Raw genomic sequence first — 25,383 nt, 5'->3', positions numbered from 1 at the left:
TGCTGAATCAATCGAACCTTTGAGGAGCTGGCAATATGTCGATGGCCGACCGTGATGGCGTGATCTGGTATGACGGCGAACTGGTGCCGTGGCGCGATGCGACCACCCACGTCCTGACCCACACCCTGCACTACGGCATGGGCGTGTTCGAAGGCGTGCGCGCCTACAACACCCCGGACGGCACTGCCATCTTCCGCCTGCAGGCCCACACCGACCGCCTGTTCGATTCTGCCCACATCTTCAACATGCAGATCCCCTTCACCAAGGAGGAGATCAACGAAGCCCAGCGCGCCGCCGTCCGCGAGAACGGCCTGGAAAGCGCCTACCTGCGCCCCATGGTGTTCTTCGGCAGCGAAGGCATGGGCCTGCGTGCCTCCGGGCTGAAGGTGCATGTCATCGTCGCCGCCTGGCACTGGGGCGCCTACATGGGCGAAGCCGCGCTGGAAGCAGGTATCAAGGTGCGCACCAGCTCCTACACCCGTCACCACGTCAACATCGCCATGACCCGCGCCAAGGCCAACGGCAACTACATCAACTCCATGCTGGCCCTGCAGGAAGCCATCTCCGGTGGCGCCGACGAGGCCATGCTGCTTGACCCGGAAGGCTACGTGGCCGAGGGCTCGGGCGAGAACATCTTCCTGGTCAAGGATGGCGTGGTGTACACCCCGGAAGTGACCTCCTGCCTCAACGGCATCACCCGCAACACTGTCCTGACCCTGGCCGGCGAGCTGGGCATCAAGGTGGTCGAGAAGCGCATCACCCGCGACGAGGTGTACATCGCCGACGAGGCCTTCTTCACCGGTACCGCCGCCGAAGTGACCCCGATCCGTGAAGTGGATGGCCGCCAGATCGGTGCCGGCCGTCGCGGTCCGGTGACCGAGAAACTGCAGAAGGCCTACTTCGACCTGGTGACCGGCAAGACTGCCGCCCACGGTGAATGGCGCACCTTGGTCAAGTAATCCGACTGAGCTGCATACCGCAAGCCGCAGGCTGCAAGTGGGCGACCGCTTGGAGCTTGCGGCTTGTCGCTTGAGGCGTGAAGCTGCCCGTTTATGAAAATTCTGATCGTAGGCCCCTCGTGGGTCGGTGACATGGTGATGGCCCAGACGCTCTTCCAGTGTCTGAAGGCGCGCCATGGCGACTGCGAGATCGACGTCCTGGCCCCCGAGTGGAGCCGCCCCATCCTCGAGCGCATGCCGGAAGTCCGCCAGGCACTGAGCTTCCCGCTCGGGCATGGCGTGCTGGAACTCGCCACCCGCCGGCGCATCGGCAAGTCCCTGGCTGGCCAGTACGACCAGGCCATCCTGCTGCCCAACTCGCTGAAGTCGGCCCTGGTGCCGTTCTTCGCCGGGATTCCCAAGCGCACGGGCTGGAAGGGCGAGATGCGCTACGGCCTGCTCAATGACATCCGCACGCTGGACAAGGCCCGTTACCCGCTGATGATCGAACGCTTCATGGCGCTGGCATTCGAGCCCGGCGCCGAGCTGCCCCAGCCGTATCCCCGCCCGTCCCTGCGCATCGAGGCACAGAGCCGCGACGCCGCCCTCGGCCGCTTCGGCCTGGGACTGGATCGCCCGGTCCTGGCCCTGTGCCCCGGTGCCGAGTTCGGCGAGGCCAAGCGCTGGCCGGCCGAGCACTATGCCAAGGTGGCGGAAGTGAAGATCCGCGCCGGTTGGCAGGTGTGGCTGTTCGGCTCGAAGAATGATCACCCCGGCGGCGAAGACATTCGCATGCGCCTGATTCCCGGCCTGCGGGAAGAGGTGGTCAACCTGGCCGGGCAGACCAGCCTGGCCGAGGCTATCGACCTGCTTTCCTGCGCCGAGGCGGTGGTCTCCAACGACTCCGGTCTGATGCACGTTGCTGCTGCCCTGAACCGCCCGCTGGTGGCCGTTTACGGCTCCACCTCGCCGCAGTTCACGCCGCCGCTGGCCGAGCACGTCGAAATCGTCCGCCTGGAGCTGGAGTGCAGCCCCTGCTTCGAGCGCACCTGCCGCTTCGGGCACTACAATTGCCTGCGCCAGCTCAAGCCACACCCGGTCATCGAGGCCCTCGAGCGTCTGTTGGTGGACTCCATCGAGGTCGCCGGATGAGGGTTCTGCTGGTCAAGACCTCTTCCCTGGGTGATGTGATCCACACGCTGCCGGCCATCACCGATGCGGCACGTGCCATCCCTGGCATCCAGTTCGACTGGGTGGTGGAGGAAGGATTCGCCGAGATTCCCGCCTGGCACCCGGCGGTAGCCCAGGTCATCCCGGTGGCGATCCGCCGCTGGCGCAAGAACCTGTTCCAGACCCTGCGCAGTGGTGAGTGGGGTCGCTTCAAGCGGCGCCTGCGGGAAACCCGCTACGACCTGGTGATCGACGCCCAGGGGCTGTTCAAGAGCGCCTGGCTGACCCGCTACGCCAAGGCTCCGGTGGCCGGGCTCGATCGCGAATCCGCCCGTGAGCCCATCGCCGCGCGCTTCTACGACCAGCCCCATGCCGTCGCCTGGGGGCAGCACGCTGTCGAGCGGGTGCGTCAACTGTTCGCCAAGGCACTGGACTACCCGTTGCCACAGAGCACCGGTGACTATGGCCTGAATCGCGCGCAACTGGCGGATGCGCCGAGCGCCGCGCCTTACCTGCTGTTCCTGCATGGCACCACCTGGGACACCAAGCACTGGCCCGAAGCCTACTGGCGCGAGCTGGCCGAGCGGATCTGCGAGCATGGTTGGAACCTGCGCCTGCCGTGGGGGAATGCCGCAGAGAAGGCCAGGGCCGAACGCCTCGCCGAAGGCCTGGACGGCGCCGCCGTGCTGCCGCGCCTGTCCCTGGCCGGCATGGCCAAGGTGCTCGCCGGCGCGCGCGCCTGTGTGGCAGTGGATACCGGGCTGGGGCATCTGGCTGCTGCCCTGGATGTGCCGACCCTGTCGCTCTATGGCCCGACCAACCCGGGCTTCACCGGTGCCTACGGGCGTTCGCAGGTCCACCTGGGCAGTGACTTCCCCTGTGCGCCCTGCCTGAAGAAGCAGTGCGCCTACCAGCCGAGCGAAGAGGAGCGCCGTCGCTTCGACCTCAAGCGCGAGCAGCCCCTGTGCTTCACCCGGCTGAACCCGCAGCGGGTGGCCACCCAGTTGGAGGCCCTGCTGCTGACCGAGGACTCCCACTGATGCAACTGGCCTTCGTGCTCTACAAGTACTTCCCCTTCGGCGGCCTGCAGCGTGACTTCATGCGCATCGCTCAGGAATGCCAGCGTCGTGGTCACGCCATCCGCGTCTACACCATGATCTGGGAAGGTGACGTACCGGACGGCTTCGACGTGCGGGTCGCGCCGGTCAAGACGCTGTTCAACCACAAGCGCAACGAGAAATTCACCGCCTGGGTCGAGGCCGACCTGGCGCGCCAGCCGGTGGAGCGGGTGATCGGCTTCAACAAGATGCCCGGGCTGGACGTCTATTACGCCGCCGACCCCTGCTTCGAGGACAAGGCGCAGACCCTGCGCAACGGCCTGTACCGTCGCTGGGGGCGCTACAAGCACTTCTCCGACTACGAGCGCGCGGTGTTCGCCCCCGAGTCGAAGACCGACGTGCTGATGATTTCCGAAGTGCAGCAGCCGCTGTTCGTGAAGCACTACGCCACCCCGGCGTCGCGCTTCCACTTGCTGCCACCGGGCATCGCCAGTGACCGTCGTGCTCCGGCCAATGCAGCGGACATCCGTGCCGAGTTCCGCCGGGAATTCAAGCTGTCCGGCGACGACCGGCTGCTGGTGCAGATCGGCTCCGGGTTCAAGACCAAGGGGCTGGACCGCTCCCTCAAGGCGCTGTCGTCCCTGCCGCGGGAGTTGCGCAAACGCACCCGGCTGATCGTCATCGGCCAGGACGACCCCAAGCCGTTCCTGCTGCAGGTGAAGGCCCTGGGCATTTCCGACCAGGTGGACATCCTCAAGGGGCGTAGCGACATCCCACGCTTCCTGCTGGGTGCCGACCTGCTGATCCACCCCGCGTACAACGAGAACACCGGCACGGTGCTGCTGGAAGCGCTGGTGGCCGGCCTGCCAGTACTGGTCACCGACGTTTGTGGCTATGCCCACTACATCGACGAGGCCGATGCTGGCCGTGTGGTGCCCAGTCCCTTCGAGCAGGACACCCTCAATCGCATGCTCGCCGAGATGCTCACCGACGACGCGGCGCGCCAGCGTTGGTCGGCCAATGGCCTGGCATTCGCCGATAATGCCGACCTGTACAGCATGCCCCAGCGGGCGGCCGACCTGATTCTCCAGGAGCGTCCATGAAGCTGGAACTGAGGGCGCCTTTCGAGCAGTTGTGGCGCGGGCGTGACGCCTTCGAAGCGGTAGAGGCCCTGCAGGGCAAGGTCTATCGCGAGCTGGATGGCCGCCGCACGCTGCGTACCGAGGTCGACGGGCGGGGCTACTTCGTCAAGATCCATCGCGGCATCGGCTGGGGCGAGATCCTCAAGAACCTGGTGACCGCCAAGCTGCCGGTGCTCGGCGCCGGCCAGGAGTGGCGGGCGATCCATCGCTTGCAGGAGGTGGGCGTGTCGACCATGACCGCCGTCGCTTTCGGCGAGCGCGGCGACAACCCGGCGCAGCAGCACTCCTTCATCATCACCGAGGAACTGGCGCCGACCGTCAGCCTCGAGGACTTCTCCCTCGACTGGCCGCGCAACCCGCCGCCCCTGGCGCTCAAGCGCGCGCTGATCGACGAGGTGGCGCGGATGGTGCGTGAAATGCACCGAGCGGGCGTCAACCACCGCGACTGCTACATCTGCCACTTCCTGTTGCACACCGACCGCCCGGTGACCCCAGGCGACTTCCGCCTGTCGGTCATCGACCTGCACCGCGCCCAGGTCCGTCCGAGCCTGCCGCGCCGCTGGCGCGACAAGGACCTGGCTGCGCTCTATTTCTCGGCCCTGGATATCGGGCTGACTCGACATGACTGGCTTCGCTTCCTGCGGATCTACTTCGACCGGCCACTGAGCGAGGTCTTGCGCCAGGAGCGGCCCCTGCTGGCCCGTCTGGCTCGCAAGGCGGCGAAGCTCTATGCGCGCAAGCAGCGCTATGGAGATGCACTCTGATGGCGGCTTGGACACTGGCCACCGATTACGCCGCGCTGGCGGAGGACTTTGGCAGCCTGGATCGCGTCTTTGCCCTGGAGGCAGAGCGCATCACCAGCGATCCGCTGTCCGAAGTCGTACGCCTGGAGCGCAATGGCATCCGTTATTACGTGAAACGCTACTGGGGAGCAGGCAAGGGCTTGCGTCGCTACCTCGGGCGGCCGCGGGTCAAGGCGGAGTGGCAGAACCTGCGCTGGTTCGCCAAGTGGGGCATACCCACGGCGCCCATCGTCGCCTACGGCATGGAGCGCCGGGGTGGAGCCTTTCTGCGAGGCGCATTGATCACCCGCGAGTTGCTGGGCACCGAGGATCTGAATCACCTCGCGCTCACTGACGATCCGCGACTGCTCGACCGGCGCTGGGTGGACGGTATCAGCCTGCAACTGGCCAAGGCGACCCGGACCCTCCATGACCACGCGTTTGCGCACAACGACCTGAAATGGCGAAACCTGTTGGTAGACCCGGCCGGGAAGCTGTTCTTCATCGATTGCCCCACGGGAGCCTTCTGGTGGGGGCGCTTCCTGGAGCGGCGGATCGTCAAGGACCTCGCCTGCCTCGACAAGGTGGCCAAATACAAGCTGTCCCGCGTTCAGCGGATGCGCTTCTACCTGCAATACCGTGGGCTCGCGCGCCTGGATCGCAGCGGCAAGGCTCAGGTCCGCCGCGTGCTGGGTTACTTCGAGGGGCGCGAATGAGCGACTTCGTGGCCCCTGACGACTTGGCCTGCCTGCAGGCCCATGGCCTGGCCGACTTCGATGCCTTGTGGGCGCTCAAGCTCGAAGCCGTGGACCTTCCCAACACCGAACGCGGCGGCTGGAGTAGCGTGTTTCGCCTGGAGCTGGGTGAGCGGGCGTACTACCTCAAGCGCCAGTCCAATCACCTGACCCGCAGCCTGGTACACCCCTTCGGCGAGCCGACCTTCGCCCGGGAGTTCCGCAATATCCGCCGTTACGCCGCCTTGGGAATTCCCGCCTTGCAGGCAGCCTTCTTCGCTGAGCGGCACCGCTCGGGCGAGCACCGCGCCATCCTGTTGACCCGCGCGCTGGATGGCTGGCATGAGCTTGAACACTGGCTGGACCAATGGTCTGCAGTCGAACTCGGCCAGCGCGAGGCCCTGCTGGACGCCTGCGGCCGTTTGGCGCGGCAGCTTCACGGAGCCGGGCAGATGCACGGCTGTTTCTACCCCAAGCACATCTTCCTGCGCCCTGCTGCCGTTGGTTACGAAGCGTGCCTGATTGATCTGGAGAAGACGCGCCCACTGCTGTTCGGGCGTCGCGACCGGGTCAAGGACCTGGAGCCTCTGTTGCGCCGTGCGCGTATCTGGAGCGCCGATGATATCCGGCGCTTCCTGGTTGCCTACCTGGGAAGCTGCGCCGATGCCGAGCATTGGGAACAGCTCCTGATGCGGCGCCAGCGTGACAAGGAGAGCCGCGCATGAGGCTCGCTGAACTCGCTGGCATGGGGCGTTCCCCTGCCTTGCCGCTGCAGCTTGAGCTGAACGGCGAACTGCTGCAGTTGGAGACCCTGCTGCGTGTGTTGCCGGGCCAGCGCTATGTCGGCGCGGCGACGTGGAGAGGTCGTCGCGTGTTGGCCAAGCTGCTGGTGGGGGGCAAGGCAGCCCGCCACTTCGAGCGCGAGCGCCAGGGCGCCGAGCTGATGGCGCGCCAGGGCCTGCCGACGCCGACCCTGCTGGAAAGCGGGCTGGCCTCCGGACAGGGCGGCTGGCTGTTGTTCGAGTTCCTCGAGGGCGCCAGCAGCCTGTGGGACGAGTGGCGCCTGGTCGAAGGCGAGCCGTTGCTCTCCGACGGCCAGCAGCGCGTAGTGGGTGAAGCCCTGGAGCTGGTCGCCCACTTGCATGCTCGCGGCCTGGTGCAAGAGGACCTGCACCTGGACAACGTCCTCCGGCATGACGGGCAGCTCAAGCTGATCGATGGCGGCGGCGTGCGTGCCGTCTGCGAGGGCGAACCCCTGCCCCGCGAGCAGGTGCTCGCCAATCTCGGGGTGTTCTTCGCCCAGTTGCCCGCCACCCTTGCGCCTTACCTGGAAGAGCTGCTGGTGCATTACCTGCTGGCCAACGGCGAGCACGCCTTGCCGCTGGAAATGCTGGAGAAGGAGATTGCCCGGGTCCGCCGCTGGCGCCTGCGTGATTTCCTCGAGAAGGTCGGTCGCGAATGCAGCCTGTTCAGCGTCCGGCGCTCGCTGTTCGGCCTGCGTGCCGTTCGTCGGGATGCCGAGGCGCGCGTGGCGCTGCTGCTGGCCGCTCCGGATGCCGCCATCGCCGCCGGTCATCGCTTCAAGGATGGCGGCGCCGCAACGGTGGCAAGGGTGGAGCAAGGCGGCGAGACGCTGCTGGTCAAGCGCTATAACATCAAGAACCTGCTGCACTGGCTAAAACGCTTCTGGCGGCCGTCCCGTGCCTGGCACAGCTGGCGCGAGGGTCATCGCCTGGCGTTTCTCGGCATAGCTACGCCGCGCCCGCTGGCGGTGGTGGAGCACCGCTGGTTGGGTCTGCGCGGGCGGGCGTACCTGATTACCGAATATCTGCCAGGTCAAGATATAATTGCCCGTTTTCGAGACGCCCAGGCGGATAGTGCGGGCAATAGCCTGCCGCCGAAAGCCGAGCTGGAAGCCCTGGATCGCCTGTTCGCCGCGCTGATCCGCGAGCGCATCAGCCACGGCGACCTGAAGGGTCACAACCTGTTCTGGCAGGACGGGCATTGGTCATTGATCGACCTGGATGCGGTCCGGCAACACGGCAGCGAGCGCAGCTTCGCCAGGGCCTATGCCCGGGATCGCGAGCGCTTCCTGCGCAACTGGCCGGCGGATTCGGCGCTGTACCGCCACCTGGATGAACGTTTACCCAAGGCCAGCTTGAAGCCCGAGGCTTGAAGCTGGGAATGAGCCCCGAGGGGCTGTGTACTGGACAACTTGCCGGGCGTCACGACGCCCGGCCGCTTTGATAGAGGCTTAACACTGTGGCACTGACGATCCTCGGCCTTTCCGGCGCCCTCAGCCATGATCCTTCCGCCGCGCTCTACATCGACGGCAAGCTGATCGCGGCCGCCGAAGAAGAGCGCTTCGTGCGCGACAAGCACGCGAAGAATCGCATGCCCTACGAGTCGGCCAAGTTCTGCCTGGAGCAGGCGGGCATCAAGCCGTCCGACGTGGACGTTGTGGCCATCCCCTTCGCCCCCATCAGTCTCTTCGGCAAGGCCCGTTGGCAATACGCCAAGCGCTACTGGTATGCACCGGACCGTGCCCTGGACGCGATCCTGATGGGCAACCGCCGCTACAAGCGCTACCGCAACAAGATCGTCTGGTGTCTGGAGCAACTGGGCTTCGACGCCAAGAGGGTGAAGATCGAACCGGTGGAGCATCACCTGGCCCATGCCTCCAGCGCCTACCACTGCTCCGGCTTCAAGGAGAAGACTGCGATCCTCGGGATCGACGGCAAGGGCGAGTACGCCACCACCTTCTTCGGTTGGGGCGAGAACGGCAAGATCCACAAGATCAAGGAGTTCTACGACCCGGACTCCCTGGGTGGCCTCTATGGCGCGATCACTGAGTACCTCGGCTTCGAGATGCTCGACGGCGAGTTCAAGGTCATGGGCATGGCGCCCTATGGTGACGCGGCCAAGTACGATTTCTCCCGCCTGGCCAAGTTCGAGAATGGCGAGCTGGTGATCAACACCGACTACGCCAACGTCATCGGCTTCCGCCGCTACAAGGAAAACGGCAAGGGCTACTACTTCTCGCCCAAGCTGATCGAGTGGCTCGGGCCGAAGCGCCAGGGCGATATCGCCGACGACCCCTACATCCACTACGCCGCCAGCATGCAGGCACTGTTCGAGAAGCTGGCGCTGGAGATGATGGACTACTACCTGGGCGACATCATCCGTGACACCGGCAAGATCGCTTTCGCCGGCGGCTGTGCGCTCAACGTCAAGCTGAACCAGAAGATCATCGCTCGCCCGGATGTGAAGGAGCTGTTCGTGCAGCCGGCCTCCGGCGACGCCGGCACTGCCGTGGGCGCTGCGGCTTTTGTCTCCCACAAGCGCGGTGTGCCGGTGGAGAAGATGGAGCACGTCTACCTCGGTCCGTCCTACTCCAACGAGGACGTCATTGCCGCCTGCGCCAAGCACCCGAACAAGCCGGTGTTCAAGCGCATCGAGAACACCCCGGAGCGCATCGCCCGCATCATGGTCGACGGTAACCCGGTGGCCTGGTTCCAGGGGCGCATGGAGTTCGGCCCGCGTGCTCTGGGCGGTCGTTCCATCATCGGTTGCCCGAGTGTTCCGGGCGTCGCCGATCGCATCAACGAGCAGATCAAGTTCCGCGAGCGCTGGAGGCCCTTCTGCCCGTCGATGCTCGATACCGTCGCACCGAAGATGCTCAAGGTAGACCACCCGAGCCCCTTCATGACCTTCACCTTCGAGGTCAACGAGGAGTGGAAGGAGCGCGTCTCCGAGGTGGTGCACGAGGACGGGACGTCCCGTGCCCAGGTGCTGGAGCGTCGCCACAATCCACGCTGGTACGACCTGATGCTCGAACTGGAGAAGCTGACCGGCAACGGTGTATCGCTGAACACTTCCTTGAACCGTCGCGGTGAGCCGATGATCTGCTCGCCGACCGATGCTCTGAACATGTTCTACGGGTCGGACCTGCAGTACCTGATCATGGAAGACATCCTCGTGGTCAAGGAAGGTGCCGAGTGGTATGAGCAGCTCTGAACCGCGCGTCCTGCAGTTCTGCCACGGCTATGACGGGCCCTTTCTCGATTGCGCCCGTCAGTACGCCGTGCTGTTCGAAGGCACTCCTTACAAAGTGACCACCGTCTACCTCACCGGCGAGCCGAGTGAGGCGGTGGTGCAGGGATCGGCCTCCGACGAAGTGATCTTCCTCGGTCAGAGCAGTCGCGACGTGAGGGGGCTCAAGCTCGGAGCGATCCGCGCGATCCGCAAGATCGTGGCGGGTCGCGATTTCCGTTTCTGCATCGCCCACCGTTTCAAGCCGATCTACATCGCCTTGCTGGGCACATCGCTGCCTGTGATCGGCGTGCACCATGCTTTCGGTGACTACCAGCGGTTGTCGCGCCGGGTGTTCGCCAACTTCTTCCGCAAGCGCCTGGCGTTGCTGGGGGTGTCCAATGCGGTGCGTGACGACATGCGTCGTTGCCTGCCACGCTGGTCTGCCGAGCGGATCGAGACCCTCTATAACCGGATCGATATCGAGGCGGTCCAGGCTGACCTCAAGTCTCGCGAAGAGGCGCGCGAGATGCTTGGCCTGCCCCAGGATGCGTGGGTGGTCGGTAATGTGGGGCGCCTGCACCCGGACAAAGACCAGGCCACGTTGATTCGCGGGTTCGCCGAAGCGTTGCCGCAACTGCCAGCCGGTAGCCTGCTGGCCATCATGGGCAGTGGACGGCTTGAGGCTTCCCTGAAAGCGCTGGCCGAGCAATTGGGCGTTACTGCACGGGTACGCTTCCTTGGGCAGGTCCCGGAAGGACGGCGGTATTTCCGTGCGTTCGACCTGTTCGTGCTCTCGTCCGATCACGAGCCCTTCGGCATGGTGCTGCTGGAGGCGATGGCAGCGGGGATTCCCGTTGTTTCCAGCGACAACGGGGGGGCTTGTGAGGTTGTTAAAGGCGCTGGGCGATTATTCAGCTATCCGAACTCATCTATGTTGTCTGCCGTGATTATGGAATCCGCTCAGAGTCCTGTCAGTGTTGTCCCTTTGCGCCTTGAACAGGTGTTTTCTGATTCCGCAGCCAAAAGGCGCTTCTGGGAATTGCCACTGGTCTCGCTATGGAGTAAAGCTGGATGAGCGCCTGTCAGCGTCGCCTCGTGTATCTCCTGTACGGCGGGCAGGCGGAATATCGGTGGGAGGCGAAGTACAGCCTGCTTTCACTACTGCGGCAGACTCCTCGAGAAGAGCTTCCCCAGATCCTCGTGTACACCGACAGGCCCGAGGATTTCCATGGCTGGCCCGTAGATCTGGAAGTGCTTGATGACGATCGGCTCAAGCAATGGCGTGGTAGCCAGGGCTATATGCACCGTTTGAAAGCAGCGGTAATGCACGATGCTTTCAACCTCCCAGGCGCCAGTATCTTCATCGATACCGATACCTTTTTTGCGGGCTCTGCGAGCAGGCTGTTCGAGCGCCTGGAAAAGGCCGATTGGTTGGTGGATGAAGTAGAGGCGCGTTGGGATGAATGGCGGGGCGAGCGCCTCCATGACGCCGCAGCCGAAGTGCTGGAGCGTGAATACAAGATCAAGGGCGATATGCCACTGATCAACTCTGGCGTATTGGCCCTCAGAAAAGAGCCGGTTGCCTGTATGGATATGGCGATCCGCCTGATTGATGAGATCTACCCGCTGGCACCTGATGTCCATGTTGTTGAGCAGTTTGCTGTTGGCTGTGCAGCTTACGTGAGAAGGCTGGGGGTGCCCGCGAACGCCCAGGGGATTGTCAATCATTACTATGGCGACAAGCTTTTTTGGCGCCTGATGATCGCTGAGTTCTTCTCGATTCACGGGGAAGAGTTTTCCGAGCGTTTAGTTGCCGTTTCCGCTGAACTGCCTTCGCAAAGGCCCAAGCCTTCATTGCTGAAGCGTCTCAAGTTTCGCCTGTTTGCAATTGGGCTGGATAAACAGGCTCGCAAGGGCGCGCGCGCGGCTTTTTTTGCGTTGGAAGTACCCGCTGATCGATACTCCCGGTCGTGTGCGCCTGCCTATGCCCTTGATTGCCTGAACGCTCTCAAATCTGAGGGTGGTGAGCAGGATTTGCCGCCAAGCTGGCGGAAACTCCTTACGGCCTCTCAGGTGCAACGATTGGGTGATCTGCTCGAGCAGGCGAGAAAGTTGTGTTGAGGTAACTGCCTGCACTCGCCTTTTTCGCCTATCGAAGGGATATTGCGCCTGGTGTTCGGTGTATGACTGCAGGTTGGCTGGTATTCGCCTTGGTACGTTGAATGGGCTCGCCCCATGGAAGCTTCGTTCTTTTTTAGTTGAGGTTTGGAAGCGTGGTCGTGTCCCCGAGCATTTGCTTTGTCATTCCCTATTTCGGGCGTTGGCCATTCTGGATGCCGTTGTTTCTGGAAAGTTGCCGGCTCAATCCCGATATTGATTGGCTGCTCTTCAGTGACTGTGGTGAGCCCGAGGGTCTGCCGCCGAACGTCCGTATCGAGCCAGTCGACTACGCAAGCTATTGCGCATGGGTCTCTCAGCGTCTCGGCATTCCTTTCGCGCCGGCAAATCCGTACAAGCTCTGCGACCTCAAGCCGGCGCTCGGTTACATCCATGAGGACCGGCTGCGGGGCTACGACTTCTGGGCCTTTGGTGATCTTGATGTTCTCTACGGGCGTTTGCGGCAGTACTTCACCTCCCAGCGATTGGCACGTTACGACCTTTACTCCACTCACGCTCGTCGCGTCTCGGGCCATTTATGCCTGCTGCGCAATACCGCAGCGATGCGTGAGGTTTTCATGCGAATGCCAGAGTGGCAGAGGCGGTTAAGTGACCAGATGCATCACGCGCTCGACGAAGGGGCATTCACTCGGCTGTTCCTGTGGCGCAAGAACTTCCCTGAACCGCTTTTCAACCTGGTCGGTCGATTCAATCCATTGCGTCGGCGTAGTGAATTCACCGAGGCGTTCAGTACACCCTACGGGTGCGTTCCATGGATTGATGGAAGTTTCCGTTTTCCTCAGCGCTGGTTCTGGCAAAACGGCAGCTTGACCAACGACCTAGATGGTGATCGCCAATTCCCCTATTTCCATTTCGCTATTTGGAAGCGGGATGCATGGAATAGCCAGTCGGAACCCGCCTGGCGGGCAACGCAAGCGCTTGCTGAAACGCACGCCTGGGTGATCGACGAAAAAGGATTCGCAGAGTGGAAATGAACAAAGGGCGCCGTATCAAGGTCCTGCAGTTGCACCCTGACTACAACATCAAGACGCATGACTTTGCGGACTTGGGGGAGCAGATTTTCCGGGCCTTGCCGTCGGAGCGATTCGAAACCGTCAACGCATTTCTGCGGGGACGCCCGGCTGCCGGGCAGCCAGTGAGTCGAGCTGAGCGCTCGATCTACTTCGGCTTTTCCGACAGCCAGCTCAAAGGTATGCGAATTCGTGCCATGTGGCGTCTTTACCAGTACTGCCGGAGCGAGCGCTTCGATGTGGTGATCTGTAATCGTTTCAAGCCAGTGAACATGATGCTGATGCTCAACCGCTGGTTGAAAATTCCGCTTTGCATCGGCATCGCACATGGTTTTGGAGAATATGACCGCGCCTATCGACGGCGCCAGACCGCGAGCCTAGTCAACTCATCCTGGCGCTTCGTCGGAGTTTCCCCAGCCGTGCGGCAGTATCTGCTGGAGTGTCGCTGTGGTTTCACTGAGCGCAACACCGCTGCGATCACCAATGCCATCGATATTGTCCAGGCGGAAGCGCTGCAACTGTCTCGTGAGGTCGCGCGTGAGCAACTGGGGCTTCCCACGCATGCGCGTTTGGTGGGGGCACTGGGGCGCCTAGTTCCGGTAAAGGGGCACATCTACCTGGTGCAGGCGTTCTCGCAAGTTGCGGAGCAATTTCCTGATGCCCACCTGGCGATCATTGGTGCTGGGCGAGAGCATGATCGTCTGCAGCATGAGACCGAGCGTCTGGGTTTGGCGGGGCGAGTTCACTTGCTCGGGTTTCGTGAGAATGCCTTGCGCTATGTCCGCGCGTTCGACATCTGGGCAATGCCTTCATTGGCTGAAGGGTTGGGTCTGGCATTGCTCGAGGGCATGAGTGGACGTCTGCCGGTCATCGCGAGCGATGTACCCGCCATGCTGCCGCTGATCCAGGGGGCCGGTGGCCTGGCTGTTCCGCCAGCCAATGTGCCGGCCTTGAAAGAGGCATTGTCCCAATACCTTGCGCTAAGCGATGCCCAGCTCGCAGAGAAAGGCGAAAACGCTTATCGCTATCTGCAGGAGCAGCACGACATTGATGTTTTTCGCCAGCAGTATCTGGAACTGATTGAAACGGCTTTGGAAGAGGTAGCGAAATGACCCTGCAACAGCCTTTAGTGACCGTCATCGTCGCGTCTTATAACCATGCGCCCTACATCGAACAGTGCATCTTGAGTGTCGTTCAGCAGACTTACCCGAGCATTGAGCTGCTGGTTATCGACGATGGCTCCACTGACGACAGTGCTGTACGTATCCAGCGATTGCAGCAGCAATACGGATTTGATTTCCGTGTGCAGCAGAACAAGGGGCTGACCCACACCCTCAATGAAGCTGTGGCGAGAGCCCAAGGAAGCCTGATTGCTCCGTTTGGCTCGGACGACATCATGGTTCCCGAGCGTATCGCCAAGCAGGTCGCCTACATGCAGGACAAACCAGAGGTGGGGATCTGCGCCGGGAACATTGAGCTGATCGATTCGGCGGGTCAGCTGTTTCCGGAGTCGCGTCAACGCCGTGACACTGCGTTCCGCCGGTTGGATTTCGATGATGTGTTCATGGAGCGCAAGCCTTACCCGCCGGCGCCTACGCTGCTTTTCCGCAAGGAAGCGCTGGAGCGCGTGGGGGGATTCGATCCTCAGATACGCCTGGAAGACCTGCTGATCGAACTCAAGATCACCCATGCGGGCTATTTTATCGATTGCCTGGGCGAGGTATTGGCGCAGTACCGGAAGCACGGCAGCAACTCATCCAAGAACACGCCTTTCATGGTGGATAGCATCTTGCGCACTTACGCCTTGTTCAGTGCCCATCCTCAATACGAGTTCGTGAGAACGCGCTTCCTCAGCTCGATGTTCCTGAAATGCTCCAATCGTGATCGTCAGTATGCTCGCCAACTGCTACGCCAGATTCCGTTCCGCTCCTGGAACAAGAAAACCTGGCGTGGATTAGGGCGACTGCTTTTCTCTCCCTTGGAGAAGCAGTGACCGGCAGTTTCATGCTGACTGATCGTTTGCTAGAACGGCTTTGGCGTAATGCTCTGCGTGCTGGGCATAGCCCTCAGCCAGTGCGTCGTTGAATTGCTCGAATAGCCAGGATCTGTCCTCGTCATAGCGGCGCATATGCTTGAGGTTGCGTAGCCTTAGGCGCAGGCTCAGTGGCCGAGGGCCAATTTTCATGTCGGCAAGATCGATCAAGCCGAGCTCGGCGCTTGGCATCAGCAGCACGTTGCCCAGGTGAATGGAGCGGAAGTAAACGCCCTTCTCATGCAATAGGCCCAGCAGTTGGCCGAACTGCTTGACCAAAGGCTGTTGCTGCGAAGGCCTGGATTGCCCCAAGGCGTGCCTCAGGGTTTCACCGGGTAGGGGGCGATAACGTACGGCTGTACGATTGACTGGGTCTTCAAGGCGATAGACCTCAACGATCTCCGGTGTGGCGAAGCCGAGTCTTTGCAGGCGCTTGGCGTTGTCGGCGAAACGCTGAGCGTAGGGTTTCAGTGTTTCGCTGGAGAACATGCGGCGTTTACGAAACAGTTTGAGGAAGCTGCCGTCGCTCAAACGCAGGACCTTAGGGCCAAGCCCGTCCTGTTCCAGAACTTTCGAGTCGTGACATAGAGCCTGCAGCTGCTTGTTGGAAAGAAAGAGCATCAGGTGGATTTCTCCTGTTGGCGTCCAATGCTCAGTGTGGCGACCCATGCCAAGGGGATCCAGGTGAGCAGCCAGTGCTCTTTGGGGCGTGGCAGGATGCCACCTCCCTCGGTCAGCCCCGCTCCCAGCCCGTAGAGCACCAATGCCCCGGCGATGATGAAGCAGGCGTCACTGCGGCTTCGCCAGCAGATCCACAGGGCGCTGGCATGCATGAATAGCCAGCACAGACCCCCGACCAAGCCGGTATAGAAGAGCACGCCCAAGAAAAAGCTATGGGGTTCGCTTAACGCATAACCAATTTCTGGGATGACGAAAGAAACAGGTGCATCAAATCCGTGGCCTATCAAAGGGTGGAGTTGGATTTTCTCCAGCGCCATTTGCCAGATATCGAAGCGATAGGAGGTTCCGCGGTTCAGAAGGCTTTCCGGATAGAGCAGCAGCAGGCCAGTCACGATGATTACGCTTAGCGTCGCAAGCAATACCGCACGCCTATTCCAGCAGCAGATCACCATCCAGGCTGACGCAATTGCAGCGGCTAGCAATGGCGTCCGAGAGCCTGTGGCGAGCAAGGCCATGAACAACAGCGCCAGCGGCAAAAGCGCGACAAGACCGTTTCTAGGCACGGCGGTCATCGCATAGCCGAGCCAGAGGATGCAGAAGAAGCCGAACAGGTGCGAACTGAGCAGGGGGTTGTCCAGTGCGCCGCTCCCGATCAGGCGGGCTCCATCTGAGTAATGACGGGCGAAATCGACCAGTGAGTAGGCCGCAATAGGAATCATCAACAGTGCGGCCAGATGGATAGCCCTCAGAAGCCGCGAGCAGTTGTCACGTGCCATCAGAGCGCAGGCGACAAACAGCATGAGGATGTACAGCGGCCTCTTTAAAAGGGAACTCACGGACTCATCCGTAGCTGACCAGGCGATGCTCAGCAATGCCCAAGCGGAGAACGCGATGAAGGCAAGCGTGACGGGTGTCCTAAATACACGCAGCGCCTGGGCAGGCTGAAACAGGAATGCAATGAGTGCTGGGGCCGCCATGAGCGCATAGAAGAGCTTGTGGTACTGGTTGCGCTCACCCAACCACGCAAGACCGGTCAGCAGGCAGAACAGGCCGGCTGGTAGTACCCAATCGCTGATGAAGTTGAACGCATTGCGCTGCCAGGCGCGTGAAGCGAGAGACATTTAGCCCGCATCCCTGATGTCGAATCGAGGCGCGATTCTACGGGATACAGCCGGATATTTCGCGTGTCTGGCGGGGCAGAGGGGCTGTGGTAGCATATGCGCCCGCTCTGCCCATGGCGCACTTCCATGACCGACAATTCTGCAGACTCGCGATCGACCTCGAGCCTGAAGATCTATTTCCGGCTGCTCTCCTACGTAAAGCCCTACATCGGCCTCTTCCTTATCAGCATCGTCGGGTTCCTTATCTTCGCCTCGACCCAGCCCATGTTCGGCTATGTGCTGAAGTACTTCGTCGACGGGTTGAACAACCCCGAGGCCAGCTTCTTCGCTGGTGTGCCCTTCGTGCAGGACCACCCCTGGCTGGCGCGCCTGCAACTGCTTCAGGCCGTGCCGCTGCTGATTGTGTTCATCGCGCTCTGGCAGGGGATCGGCTCCTACCTCGGCAACTACTTCCTGGCCAAGGTCTCGCTCGGCCTGGTCCATGACCTGCGCCTGGCGTTGTTCAACAACCTGCTGGTGCTGCCGAACCGCTACTTCGACAACCACAACTCCGGGCACCTCATCTCCCGCATCACCTTCAACGTCACCATGGTGACCGGCGCCGCTACCGACGCTATCAAGGTGGTGATCCGAGAAGGCATGACGGTGGTCTTCCTGTTCGCCTCCCTGCTTTGGATGAACTGGCAACTGACCCTTGTGATGGTGGCCATCCTGCCGCTGATCGCCTTCATGGTGAGCAGCGCCAGCCGCAAGTTCCGCAAGCAGAGCAAGAAGATCCAGGTCGCCATGGGGGATGTCACCCACGTCGCCTCCGAGACCATCCAGGGCTACCGGGTGGTTCGCAGCTTCGGTGGCGAGTCCTACGAGTCGAGCCGCTTCCTCGACGCCAGCACCAGCAACACCGACCGCCAGTTGAAGATGACCAAGACCTCCGCGGTCTACACCCCCCTGCTGCAGCTGGTGATCTACAGCGCCATGGCGGTGCTGATGTTCCTCGTCCTCTATATGCGTGGTGATTCCTCGGCCGGTGACCTGGTGGCCTACATCACCCTGGCCGGCTTGCTGCCCAAGCCGATCCGCCAGCTGTCCGAAGTCAGCTCCACCATCCAGCGCGGTGTCGCCGGTGCCGAGAGCATCTTCGAGCAGCTGGACGAAGAACCCGAGATTGACCGAGGCACCGTCGAGCGCGAGCATGTCGAGGGCCGCCTGGAGGTCCGCCATCTGAACTTCCAGTACCCGGGCTCGGAAAAGCCCGTCCTGGAAGACATCTCCTTCGTCGCCGAACCCGGCCAGATGGTGGCCCTGGTGGGCCGCTCCGGCAGCGGCAAGTCGACCCTGGCGAACCTCATCCCGCGCTTCTACCACCACGAGAACGGCGAGGTCCTGCTGGACGGCGTCGAGATCGAGGACTACCGCCTGCGCAACCTGCGCCGACACATCGCCCTGGTCACCCAGCACGTCACCCTGTTCAACGACACGGTGACCAACAACATCGCCTACGGCGACCTCGCCGGCGCCCCGCTGGAAGACGTCAAGGCCGCCGCCGAAGCCGCCTTCGCCGCCGAATTCATCGAGAAGATGCCCCAGGGCTACGACACCCTGGTGGGCGAGAACGGCGTGCTGCTGTCCGGCGGCCAGCGCCAGCGCCTGGCCATTGCCCGCGCCCTGCTGAAGAACGCACCGCTGCTGATCCTCGACGAGGCCACCTCCGCCCTGGACACCGAGTCCGAGCGGCACATCCAGGCTGCTTTGGACGAAGTGATGAAGGGTCGCACCACCCTGGTGATCGCCCACCGCCTCTCCACCATCGAGAAGGCCGACCTGATCCTGGTGATGGACCAGGGCCGCATCGTCGAGCGCGGCACCCACCGCGAGCTGCTGGCCCTCAACGGTTACTACGCCCGCCTGCACGCCAAGCAGTTCGAGGACGACGGCAAGGACGCGGTGGAGCAGGACGCCTGATGCTCAGCTACCTGCGTGCCTGGCGTGAGCGGGGCTGGGAGCCCATCGACGCCGCCACCTATGCCCGTGCCTGGCATGAGTTCGGCGGCAGCGTCGCCACCCACCCCGAGGTGGTCGAGCGCCTGGCCGGCCTGGCCGGCATCCCCGTGCGCTACCTGGGTCGGAACCAGGGTGGCCGTCTGGTCGCTGCACTGCCCACCTGGGGCCGACACCTGGCGCTGTCCAAGGACGTGCTCAAGCAACAGGGCAAACGCGGCCTGTTCGACCTGGGCAACGCCGAAATCATCCTGCCCATCGCCGAGCAGGCCGGCGTGGCCCTGCGTCATCGGGCCCGCTATGTCTCGGCCCTCAACCTCGGCGGCATCACCGGCCTGCGCGAGCAGCCCGAGGGCCTGGCCCTGGCTCGCGAGCCGGAGGACTACAGCAAGAAGTTCCGCTACAACCAGCGCCGCGAACAACGTCTGCTGGAAGAGGCGGGCGGCGTGATCCGCCCCATGCTGGAGCTGGAACCGGCGGAGCAGGCCGCCATCTATGCCGATCTCTTCCACCGCCGCTGGGGCTTCGACGCCACCGGCAAAGCGCACCTGGCCGAAGTGTTCGGCCTGATGCGCGAGTTCATGACCGGCTCGCTGATCTACCTGGAGGAGCGCCCCGTGGCCATCCAGGTGCTCTACCGGGTCGAGGCCCCGCGCTGGGTCAGCCTCGAATACATCAACGGTGGCGTCGACCCCCAGGAGCGCGCCTTCAGCCCCGGCAGCGTCCTCAGTTTCGTCAACACCCAGGCCGCCTGGGCCGAGGCCCGCGCCTTGGACAAGCCGCTGCGCTACTCCTTCGGGCGTGCCGACCGCGAATACAAGGACCGCTGGTGCCACCGCGTGCCCGTCTACCAGGTGTGAACCCATGAGCGGACGCAAGCAGCAACTGCTGAAACGCCACCGCCGGCAGAAGCGCATCGCGCTGCTGGTCGCCCTCGTCCTGCTGCTGGCCCTGGGCATCGGCCTCGCCTGGTGGCTGGTGCCGCTGGCCCTGGTGCTGGGCTGGATCGCCCATGAAGCCTGGTTCGCCGACCACCTGTTCTACGCCCCGCGCGACGACTACCGCCACGCCTTCCCGGCCGGCACCCCCGAGTGGCCGCTCGACCTGGCCAGCGGTTGCGTCCACCTGCCTGAGGGGGCAGGCGAGGCCGACACGCTGATCCTGCGGGTACGCCTGCGCGCGTCCTGGCTGGGGCGCTGGCTGGATCCGGCGGTCCACATAGGCGACGACCGCCAGGACTTCGAGCGCGGCGTCGACGGCTGGCGCTACCTCAACCTGACCGGCCAGCACCACGCGCTGCGGGCCGGGACCCTGGCCATCGGCGGACGCTTCTGCCGGATCGCCGCCGACGCCACCCTCTACGCCCTCGCCCAGCCGGACTTCCGCCAGCAGCGGGTGATGGTCATCGCCCCCCACGCCGACGACGCCGAACTGGCCGCATTCGGGCTGTACAGCCAGGCCGCCGAGGCCAGCATCGTCACCCTCACCCAGGGCGAGATCGAAGCCGAGCACTACCAGCGGCTCGGCCTGGATGCCGCCGATGCCGCCCGCCTCAAAGGGCGCCTGCGCAGCTGGGACAGCCTGGCCATCCCGCTCTGGGGCGGTGTCCCGCAATCCCGCTGTGTGCAGCTCGGCTACTACTGCCTGCAGCTCCCGGCCATGGCCCAGGCACCCGACCAGGGCTTCGGCTCGAAGGTTTCCAGGGATGCCGACGTCCGCACCGTGCGCCAGCACAACCCCATCGAGCTGCCAGGCGACGCCGACGGCGTGCCCAGCTGGACCAATCTGGTGGCTGACCTGGCGCGCCTGCTGGAGCATTTCCGCCCCGAGGTGGTGGTCACGCCCCATCCCGAGCTGGACCCTCACAGCGACCACGTCGCCGCGACCCAGGCATTGCTCGCGGCCATCCAGCAAGCCGACTGGCAGCCCGCCAGCCTGCTGCTCTACGCCAACCACCTGCACGACAACGACCGCTGGCCCATGGGCCCCGCCGGCCAGGGCATCGCGCTGCCGCCGGCCATCGAGCCGCTTCCGGCCGACCCGCTGTGGAGCCTCTGCCTGGATGCCGCGCAACAGCGTGACAAGGCCCAGGCCCTGGCCATGCAGCATGACCTGCAGGGGCCGCTGCCCACCAAGAAACGCCTGCGCCGGCTGATCCAGCGCTGCCTCGCAGGCCGCCGCTGGCCAGCCACCGGCGAGGACGAATTCTTCCGCAAGGCCGTGCGTCGCCACGAGCTGTTCTGGGTCCGCCGGCTTTCCGATTGACGGGCGCCTTCGCCGGGGTGGATCGGCTGCTATGGTATGATCCGCGCCGTTTTTCCATGCCCTGGAGTCTTCATGAAGCTCACCATGCCCCGTTTCGATCTGGCCCCCGTTCTGGTGGTGGGCGATGTCATGCTCGACCGTTACTGGCATGGCGGCACCTCGCGCATCTCCCCCGAGGCGCCGGTTCCGGTGGTGCGTGTGGACCAGATCGAAGACCGTCCGGGCGGCGCCGCCAACGTGGCGCTGAACATCGCCGCCCTGGGTGCACCGGCGGCCCTGGTCGGCGTCACCGGTGAGGACGAAGCCGCCGAGAGCCTGCTCGCCAGCCTCGGCGCCGCCGGCGTGGACGCCCGCTTCCAGCGCATCGCCGGGCAGCCCACCATCGTCAAGCTGCGGGTCATGAGCCGCCACCAGCAACTGCTGCGCATGGACTTCGAGGAGCCCTTCGACACCGACGCCGAGGCCCTGGCCGCCGATGTCGAACGCCTGCTCACCGGCGTCAAGGTGCTGGTGCTGTCCGACTACGGCAAGGGCGCCCTGAAGAACCACCAGGCGCTGATCCAGGCAGCCCGTCGCAAGGGTATCCCGGTGCTGGCCGATCCCAAGGGCAAGGACTTCGGCATCTACCGGGGCGCCAGCCTGATCACCCCCAACCTCAATGAATTCGAGACCATCGTCGGCCGCTGCGCCGACGAGGCCGAGCTGGTCGCCAAGGGCGCCCGGCTCATGCAGGAGCTGGACCTCGGCGCCTTGCTGGTAACCCGTGGCGAGCACGGCATGACCCTGCTGCGCCCTGGCCACCCGGCCCTGCACCTGCCGGCCCGTGCCCGCGAAGTGTTCGACGTCACCGGCGCCGGCGACACCGTCATCTCCACCCTGGCCGCCAGCCTGGCGGCCGGCGAAGACCTGCCCCAGGCCGTCGCCCTGGCCAACCTGGCCGCCGGCATCGTGGTCGGCAAGCTGGGTACCGCCGCCATCAGCGCTCCCGAGCTGCGCCGCGCGGTGCAGCGTGAGCAGGGCTCCGAGCGCGGCGTGCTGAGCCTGGAGCAACTGCTGCTGGCCATCGAAGACGCCCGCGCCCACGGCGAGAAGATCGTCTTCACCAACGGCTGCTTCGACATCCTCCATGCCGGCCACGTGACCTACCTGGAGCAGGCCCGCGCCCAGGGCGATCGCCTGGTGGTGGCGATCAACGACGACGCCTCCGTCAGCCGCCTCAAGGGCCCCGGCCGACCGATCAACTCGGTGGACCGGCGCATGGCCGTGCTCGCCGGTCTCGGCGCCGTGGACTGGGTGGTGAGCTTCAGCGAAGACACCCCCGAGCGCCTGCTGGGCGAGGTCAAGCCGGACATCCTGGTCAAGGGTGGCGACTACGGCGTCGAGCAGGTGGTCGGTGCCGATCTGGTCCGCGCCTACGGCGGCGAAGTGCGGGTGCTCGGCCTGGTGGAGAACAGCTCCACCACCGCCATCGTCGAGAAGATCCGCAGCCGCTGATTCGCTGAGCTTTCCCACGGTCCGGCAGGGCCGACGCGCAGCAGACCCTGAACAGGGCTCTCACTGGCCGAGGCGCCACAGCGGCACGTCGGCCCGGTCATAGGCGCCTCTGGTAGGCGCGCGCATCATCCCGGCATCCTCACCCCGCGTGGAGCGATGCCATGAGTACCGATGTGCAGGGCCGTGCCCTGTCCGTGCTGAACCGCGTGGCCCAGGCCGACTGGCCGGACCGGTTCAAGCTGCGCAAACCCTTCGAACGCCTTCTCTACACCGGCAGCCGTGCCGGCTTCCGGATGGCGGCCAAGCCCGCCAAGTCTGCCAAGGCCCCGCGCCCGGCGGACCCGGACGGCCTCTTCGACCTGTCCCTCAGCGACGAGCAGCAGATGCTCGTGGACATGCTCGGCGCCTTCGCCAGCGAGGTCCTGCGACCGGCTGCGGAAGCGGCGGATGCCCAGGGTTGCGTCTCCGCCGAGCTGATCAACCAGGCCCTGGAGCTGGGCCTGGCCCACTACGGCGTCAGTGAAGCGCTGGGCGGCATGGCCGGCGAGCGTACCGTCGTCACCAACGCCCTGATCGCCGAAGCCCTCGGCGGGGGCGACCTGTCCCTGGCTGCCTCGCTGCTGGTGCCGCTGTCGGTGGCCAACTGCATCCGCCGCTGGGCCTCCCAGGAGCAGCAGGCCCGCTGGCTGCCCGCCTTCGTCGGGGCCGCGCGCCCGCCGGCCATGGCCATCGCCGTCAGCGAGCCGGGCCTGCTGGTCGACCCGCTGCGCCTGGCCACCCGGGCCAAGCGCAAGGGGCGTCACTACCAGCTCGACGGCGAGAAATGCCTGGTGCTCGAAGGCCTCAACGCCAGCGCCATCCTGGTCGCCGCCCAGACGGCCGACGGCCCGGCACTGTTCCGTGTGGATGTTGGCGCCAAGGGCCTGAACCTGCGCCCCGAACCGGCCATGGGCCTCAAGGCCTGCGCCACCGCCAGGCTGAGCCTGAAGGGCGTGCGGGTGCCGATGGAGGACCGCCTGGCCGGCAGTGCCTTCGATCTGGAGCGCTTCCTCGCCTACACCACCCTGGCCTGGTGCGCCCTCGCCGTGGGCACCGCCCAGGCCGCGCTGGACTACGTGGTGACCTACTGCAACGAGCGCGTCGCCTTCGGCGAACCCATCAGCCACCGCCAGGGCGTGGCCTTCATGGTGGCCGACATCGGCATCGAACTGGATGCCATGCGCCTGATGGTCTGGCGGGCCTGCGCCCGTGCCGAGCGCGGCGAGGACTTCCGTCGCGAGGCTTACCTGGCGCGCCTGCTGTGCGCCGAGAAAGCCATGAAGATCGGCACCGACGCCGTGCAACTGCTCGGTGGCCACGGCTTCACCAAAGAACACCCGGCCGAGCGCTGGTACCGCGACCTGCGTGCCGTGGCCCTCATGTCCGGCGGCCTGCACTTGTGAGAACCGTTTTTCTACCGATTGCGCGTCTAGCTCGAACGGTCGAAATCCGGTCCTGAGGACTTTGTGATGAACCTGGAAACCCCGAAGAAATTCCGTGGCCTGGCCAACCAGGCCCACCAGGTGGCGGCGAACTACTTCCGCCCCATCTCCCGCAAGTACGACAAGGCCGAGCACGCCTACCCCAAGGAGCTGGACCTGCTGGCCGCCCTGCTGGACGGCATGAACGCCGGCTCGCCCGACGCCGTCGGCGCCACCTCCGCCAGCAAGCGCGGCAGTGGCCAGGCGGAGGAGGGCGTGCGCAACGGCGGCAACCTCTCGGCCCTGCTGGGCGTCATCGAACTGTGCTGGGGCGACGTCGGCCTGCTGCTGGGCATGCCCCGCCAGGGCCTGGGCAACGCCGCCATCGCCGCCGTCGCCAACGACGAACAGCTCAAGCGCTTCGGCAGCACCTGGGCGGCCATGGCCATCACCGAACCGGGCTGCGGCTCGGACTCCGCCGCCATCCGCACCACAGCGGTGAAGGACGGTGACCACTACGTGCTCAACGGCGAGAAGATCTACGTCACCTCCGGCGAGCGCGCCGATGCGGTGGTGGTCTGGGCCACCCTGGACAGGAGCCTCGGCCGCGCCGCAATCAAGTCCTTCGTGGTGGAGAAGGGCACGCCCGGCATGACCGTCACCCGCCTGGAGAAAAAGCTCGGCATCAAGGCCTCCGACACCGCCTCCATCAGCTTCAACGACTGCCGCGTGCCGGCGGCCAACCTGCTGGGCAACCCCGAGATCGACGTGCAGAAGGGCTTTGCCGGGGTGATGGAGACCTTCGACAACACCCGCCCCCTGGTGGCCGGCATGGCCATCGGCGTCGCCAAGGCCGCGCTGGACCGGACCCGCGAGCTGCTGAAGAAGGCCGGCTGCAGCTTCGACTACCGCAAGCCGCTGCTCAGTGTGAGTCACGCCGAAGCCACCCTCTATCGCCTGGAGGCCGAGTGGGAAGCGGCGCGGCTGCTGACCCTCAAGGCCGCCTGGATGGCCGACAACAAGCTGCCCAACTCCAAGGAAGCCTCCATCGCCAAGGCCAAGGCCGGGCGCGTGGCCAACGAGGTCACCCTCAAGTGCGTCGAGCTGTGTGGCGCGCTGGGCTACGGGGAAGACGAACTGCTGGAGAAATGGGCACGGGACTCGAAGATCCTCGACATCTTCGAAGGCACCCAGCAGATCCAGTTGCTGATCGTGGCCCGGCGCCTGCTGGGCAAGAGCTCCAGCGAGCTGAAGTAGGCCGCGAGTGCGACTGGCGGGCTCAGCC

General features: G+C 64.4%; 22 protein-coding genes. 20 read left to right on the top strand and 2 right to left on the bottom strand.

All coding sequences use genetic code 11. From position 1 onward, the window contains the following. Positions 1 to 35: 35 nt before the first annotated feature. The 14 genes from A9G05_RS21090 to A9G05_RS21025 all read left to right on the top strand — a co-directional run bounded on the left by A9G05_RS21090 (position 36) and on the right by A9G05_RS21025 (position 15,040). A complete protein-coding gene (locus A9G05_RS21090) occupies positions 36 to 959 on the top strand; it encodes a branched-chain amino acid transaminase (RefSeq protein ID WP_044400969.1) in 924 nt (307 codons plus the stop codon). 93 nt (positions 960 to 1,052) lie between these two features. Next, positions 1,053 to 2,090 (top strand): lipopolysaccharide heptosyltransferase II, encoded by a 1,038-nt coding sequence (gene waaF, locus A9G05_RS21085; protein WP_069562810.1) that lies wholly within the window; start codon positions 1,053 to 1,055, stop codon positions 2,088 to 2,090. Continuing rightward, entirely contained in the window at positions 2,087 to 3,148 is a 1,062-nt protein-coding gene (waaC, locus tag A9G05_RS21080) for a lipopolysaccharide heptosyltransferase I (RefSeq protein WP_069562809.1), read from the top strand. Before waaF ends, waaC begins: the two co-directional genes overlap by 4 nt. Continuing rightward, positions 3,148 to 4,269 carry a glycosyltransferase family 4 protein gene (locus A9G05_RS21075; RefSeq protein WP_069562808.1) on the top strand — a complete coding sequence of 374 codons (1,122 nt, stop codon included), beginning with the start codon at positions 3,148 to 3,150 and terminating at the stop codon, positions 4,267 to 4,269. Before waaC ends, A9G05_RS21075 begins: the two co-directional genes overlap by 1 nt. Continuing rightward, the gene (rfaP, locus tag A9G05_RS21070; protein WP_069562807.1) at positions 4,266 to 5,072 is read left to right on the top strand and encodes a lipopolysaccharide core heptose(I) kinase RfaP; all 807 of its coding nucleotides are present in this window, start codon (positions 4,266 to 4,268) and stop codon (positions 5,070 to 5,072) included. The genes A9G05_RS21075 and rfaP overlap by 4 nt, the downstream gene beginning before the upstream one ends. Beyond that, positions 5,072 to 5,806 carry a lipopolysaccharide kinase InaA family protein gene (locus A9G05_RS21065; protein ID WP_069562806.1) on the top strand — a complete coding sequence of 245 codons (735 nt, stop codon included), beginning with the start codon at positions 5,072 to 5,074 and terminating at the stop codon, positions 5,804 to 5,806. The genes rfaP and A9G05_RS21065 overlap by 1 nt, the downstream gene beginning before the upstream one ends. After that, a complete protein-coding gene (locus tag A9G05_RS21060) occupies positions 5,803 to 6,549 on the top strand; it encodes a lipopolysaccharide kinase InaA family protein (protein WP_069562805.1) in 747 nt (248 codons plus the stop codon). Before A9G05_RS21065 ends, A9G05_RS21060 begins: the two co-directional genes overlap by 4 nt. Next, entirely contained in the window at positions 6,546 to 8,000 is a 1,455-nt protein-coding gene (locus A9G05_RS21055) for a lipopolysaccharide kinase InaA family protein (RefSeq protein ID WP_069562804.1), read from the top strand. The genes A9G05_RS21060 and A9G05_RS21055 overlap by 4 nt, the downstream gene beginning before the upstream one ends. A gap of 86 nt (positions 8,001 to 8,086) precedes the next feature. Beyond that, a complete protein-coding gene (locus tag A9G05_RS21050; protein ID WP_069562803.1) occupies positions 8,087 to 9,841 on the top strand; it encodes a carbamoyltransferase in 1,755 nt (584 codons plus the stop codon). Beyond that, on the top strand, positions 9,828 to 10,934 hold the full coding sequence (locus A9G05_RS21045) for a glycosyltransferase (RefSeq protein ID WP_069562802.1): 1,107 nt from the start codon (positions 9,828 to 9,830) through the stop codon (positions 10,932 to 10,934). Before A9G05_RS21050 ends, A9G05_RS21045 begins: the two co-directional genes overlap by 14 nt. Beyond that, positions 10,931 to 11,980: a hypothetical protein gene (locus A9G05_RS21040; RefSeq protein WP_069562801.1), complete on the top strand. Its 1,050-nt coding sequence runs from the start codon at positions 10,931 to 10,933 to the stop codon at positions 11,978 to 11,980. Before A9G05_RS21045 ends, A9G05_RS21040 begins: the two co-directional genes overlap by 4 nt. A 158-nt stretch (positions 11,981 to 12,138) precedes the next feature. Beyond that, the gene (locus A9G05_RS21035; protein ID WP_069562823.1) at positions 12,139 to 13,011 is read left to right on the top strand and encodes a DUF6625 family protein; all 873 of its coding nucleotides are present in this window, start codon (positions 12,139 to 12,141) and stop codon (positions 13,009 to 13,011) included. Further along, positions 13,008 to 14,159: a glycosyltransferase gene (locus A9G05_RS21030; protein WP_069562800.1), complete on the top strand. Its 1,152-nt coding sequence runs from the start codon at positions 13,008 to 13,010 to the stop codon at positions 14,157 to 14,159. The genes A9G05_RS21035 and A9G05_RS21030 overlap by 4 nt, the downstream gene beginning before the upstream one ends. Beyond that, positions 14,156 to 15,040 (top strand): glycosyltransferase, encoded by an 885-nt coding sequence (locus tag A9G05_RS21025; protein ID WP_069562799.1) that lies wholly within the window; start codon positions 14,156 to 14,158, stop codon positions 15,038 to 15,040. The genes A9G05_RS21030 and A9G05_RS21025 overlap by 4 nt, the downstream gene beginning before the upstream one ends. Before the next feature lie 9 nt (positions 15,041 to 15,049). Here A9G05_RS21025 and A9G05_RS26760 read toward each other — a convergent pair whose 3' ends face one another. Together A9G05_RS26760 and A9G05_RS26755 are read right to left on the bottom strand one after the other, a co-directional pair. Continuing rightward, positions 15,050 to 15,700 carry a lipopolysaccharide kinase InaA family protein gene (locus A9G05_RS26760; protein WP_083272628.1) on the bottom strand — a complete coding sequence of 217 codons (651 nt, stop codon included), beginning with the start codon at positions 15,698 to 15,700 and terminating at the stop codon, positions 15,050 to 15,052. Then, complete coding sequence (locus A9G05_RS26755) at positions 15,700 to 16,881, bottom strand: O-antigen ligase (protein ID WP_083272627.1); 1,182 nt, start codon at positions 16,879 to 16,881, stop codon at positions 15,700 to 15,702. Before A9G05_RS26755 ends, A9G05_RS26760 begins: the two co-directional genes overlap by 1 nt. A 126-nt stretch (positions 16,882 to 17,007) precedes the next feature. On the opposite strand from A9G05_RS26755, the gene msbA reads away from it, so the two are divergent. The 6 genes from msbA to A9G05_RS20990 all read left to right on the top strand — a co-directional run bounded on the left by msbA (position 17,008) and on the right by A9G05_RS20990 (position 25,355). After that, positions 17,008 to 18,843 carry a lipid A export permease/ATP-binding protein MsbA gene (gene msbA / locus A9G05_RS21015; protein ID WP_069562798.1) on the top strand — a complete coding sequence of 612 codons (1,836 nt, stop codon included), beginning with the start codon at positions 17,008 to 17,010 and terminating at the stop codon, positions 18,841 to 18,843. Next, entirely contained in the window at positions 18,843 to 19,739 is an 897-nt protein-coding gene (locus A9G05_RS21010) for a GNAT family N-acetyltransferase (RefSeq protein WP_069562797.1), read from the top strand. Before msbA ends, A9G05_RS21010 begins: the two co-directional genes overlap by 1 nt. Positions 19,740 to 19,743: 4 nt before the next feature. Further along, the gene (locus tag A9G05_RS21005) at positions 19,744 to 21,144 is read left to right on the top strand and encodes a PIG-L deacetylase family protein (RefSeq protein WP_069562796.1); all 1,401 of its coding nucleotides are present in this window, start codon (positions 19,744 to 19,746) and stop codon (positions 21,142 to 21,144) included. Positions 21,145 to 21,216: 72 nt separating this feature from the next. Continuing rightward, positions 21,217 to 22,638, top strand: a complete 1,422-nt coding sequence (hldE, locus tag A9G05_RS21000) for a bifunctional D-glycero-beta-D-manno-heptose-7-phosphate kinase/D-glycero-beta-D-manno-heptose 1-phosphate adenylyltransferase HldE (protein ID WP_069562795.1) — start codon at positions 21,217 to 21,219, stop codon at positions 22,636 to 22,638. 161 nt (positions 22,639 to 22,799) lie between these two features. Then, positions 22,800 to 24,080, top strand: coding sequence for an acyl-CoA dehydrogenase family protein (locus tag A9G05_RS20995; RefSeq protein ID WP_069562794.1), 1,281 nt, complete (start codon positions 22,800 to 22,802; stop codon positions 24,078 to 24,080). A gap of 66 nt (positions 24,081 to 24,146) precedes the next feature. Then, positions 24,147 to 25,355: an acyl-CoA dehydrogenase family protein gene (locus A9G05_RS20990; RefSeq protein WP_069562793.1), complete on the top strand. Its 1,209-nt coding sequence runs from the start codon at positions 24,147 to 24,149 to the stop codon at positions 25,353 to 25,355. The last annotated feature ends 28 nt before the right edge of the window (positions 25,356 to 25,383 follow it).

The sequence above is a fragment of the Pseudomonas sp. ENNP23 genome (assembly GCF_001728945.1).
Classification (GTDB): domain Bacteria; phylum Pseudomonadota; class Gammaproteobacteria; order Pseudomonadales; family Pseudomonadaceae; genus Metapseudomonas; species Metapseudomonas otitidis.
Note: the sequence above shows the minus strand (reverse complement) of the source record. Positions and strands in the feature narration are given on the sequence as shown.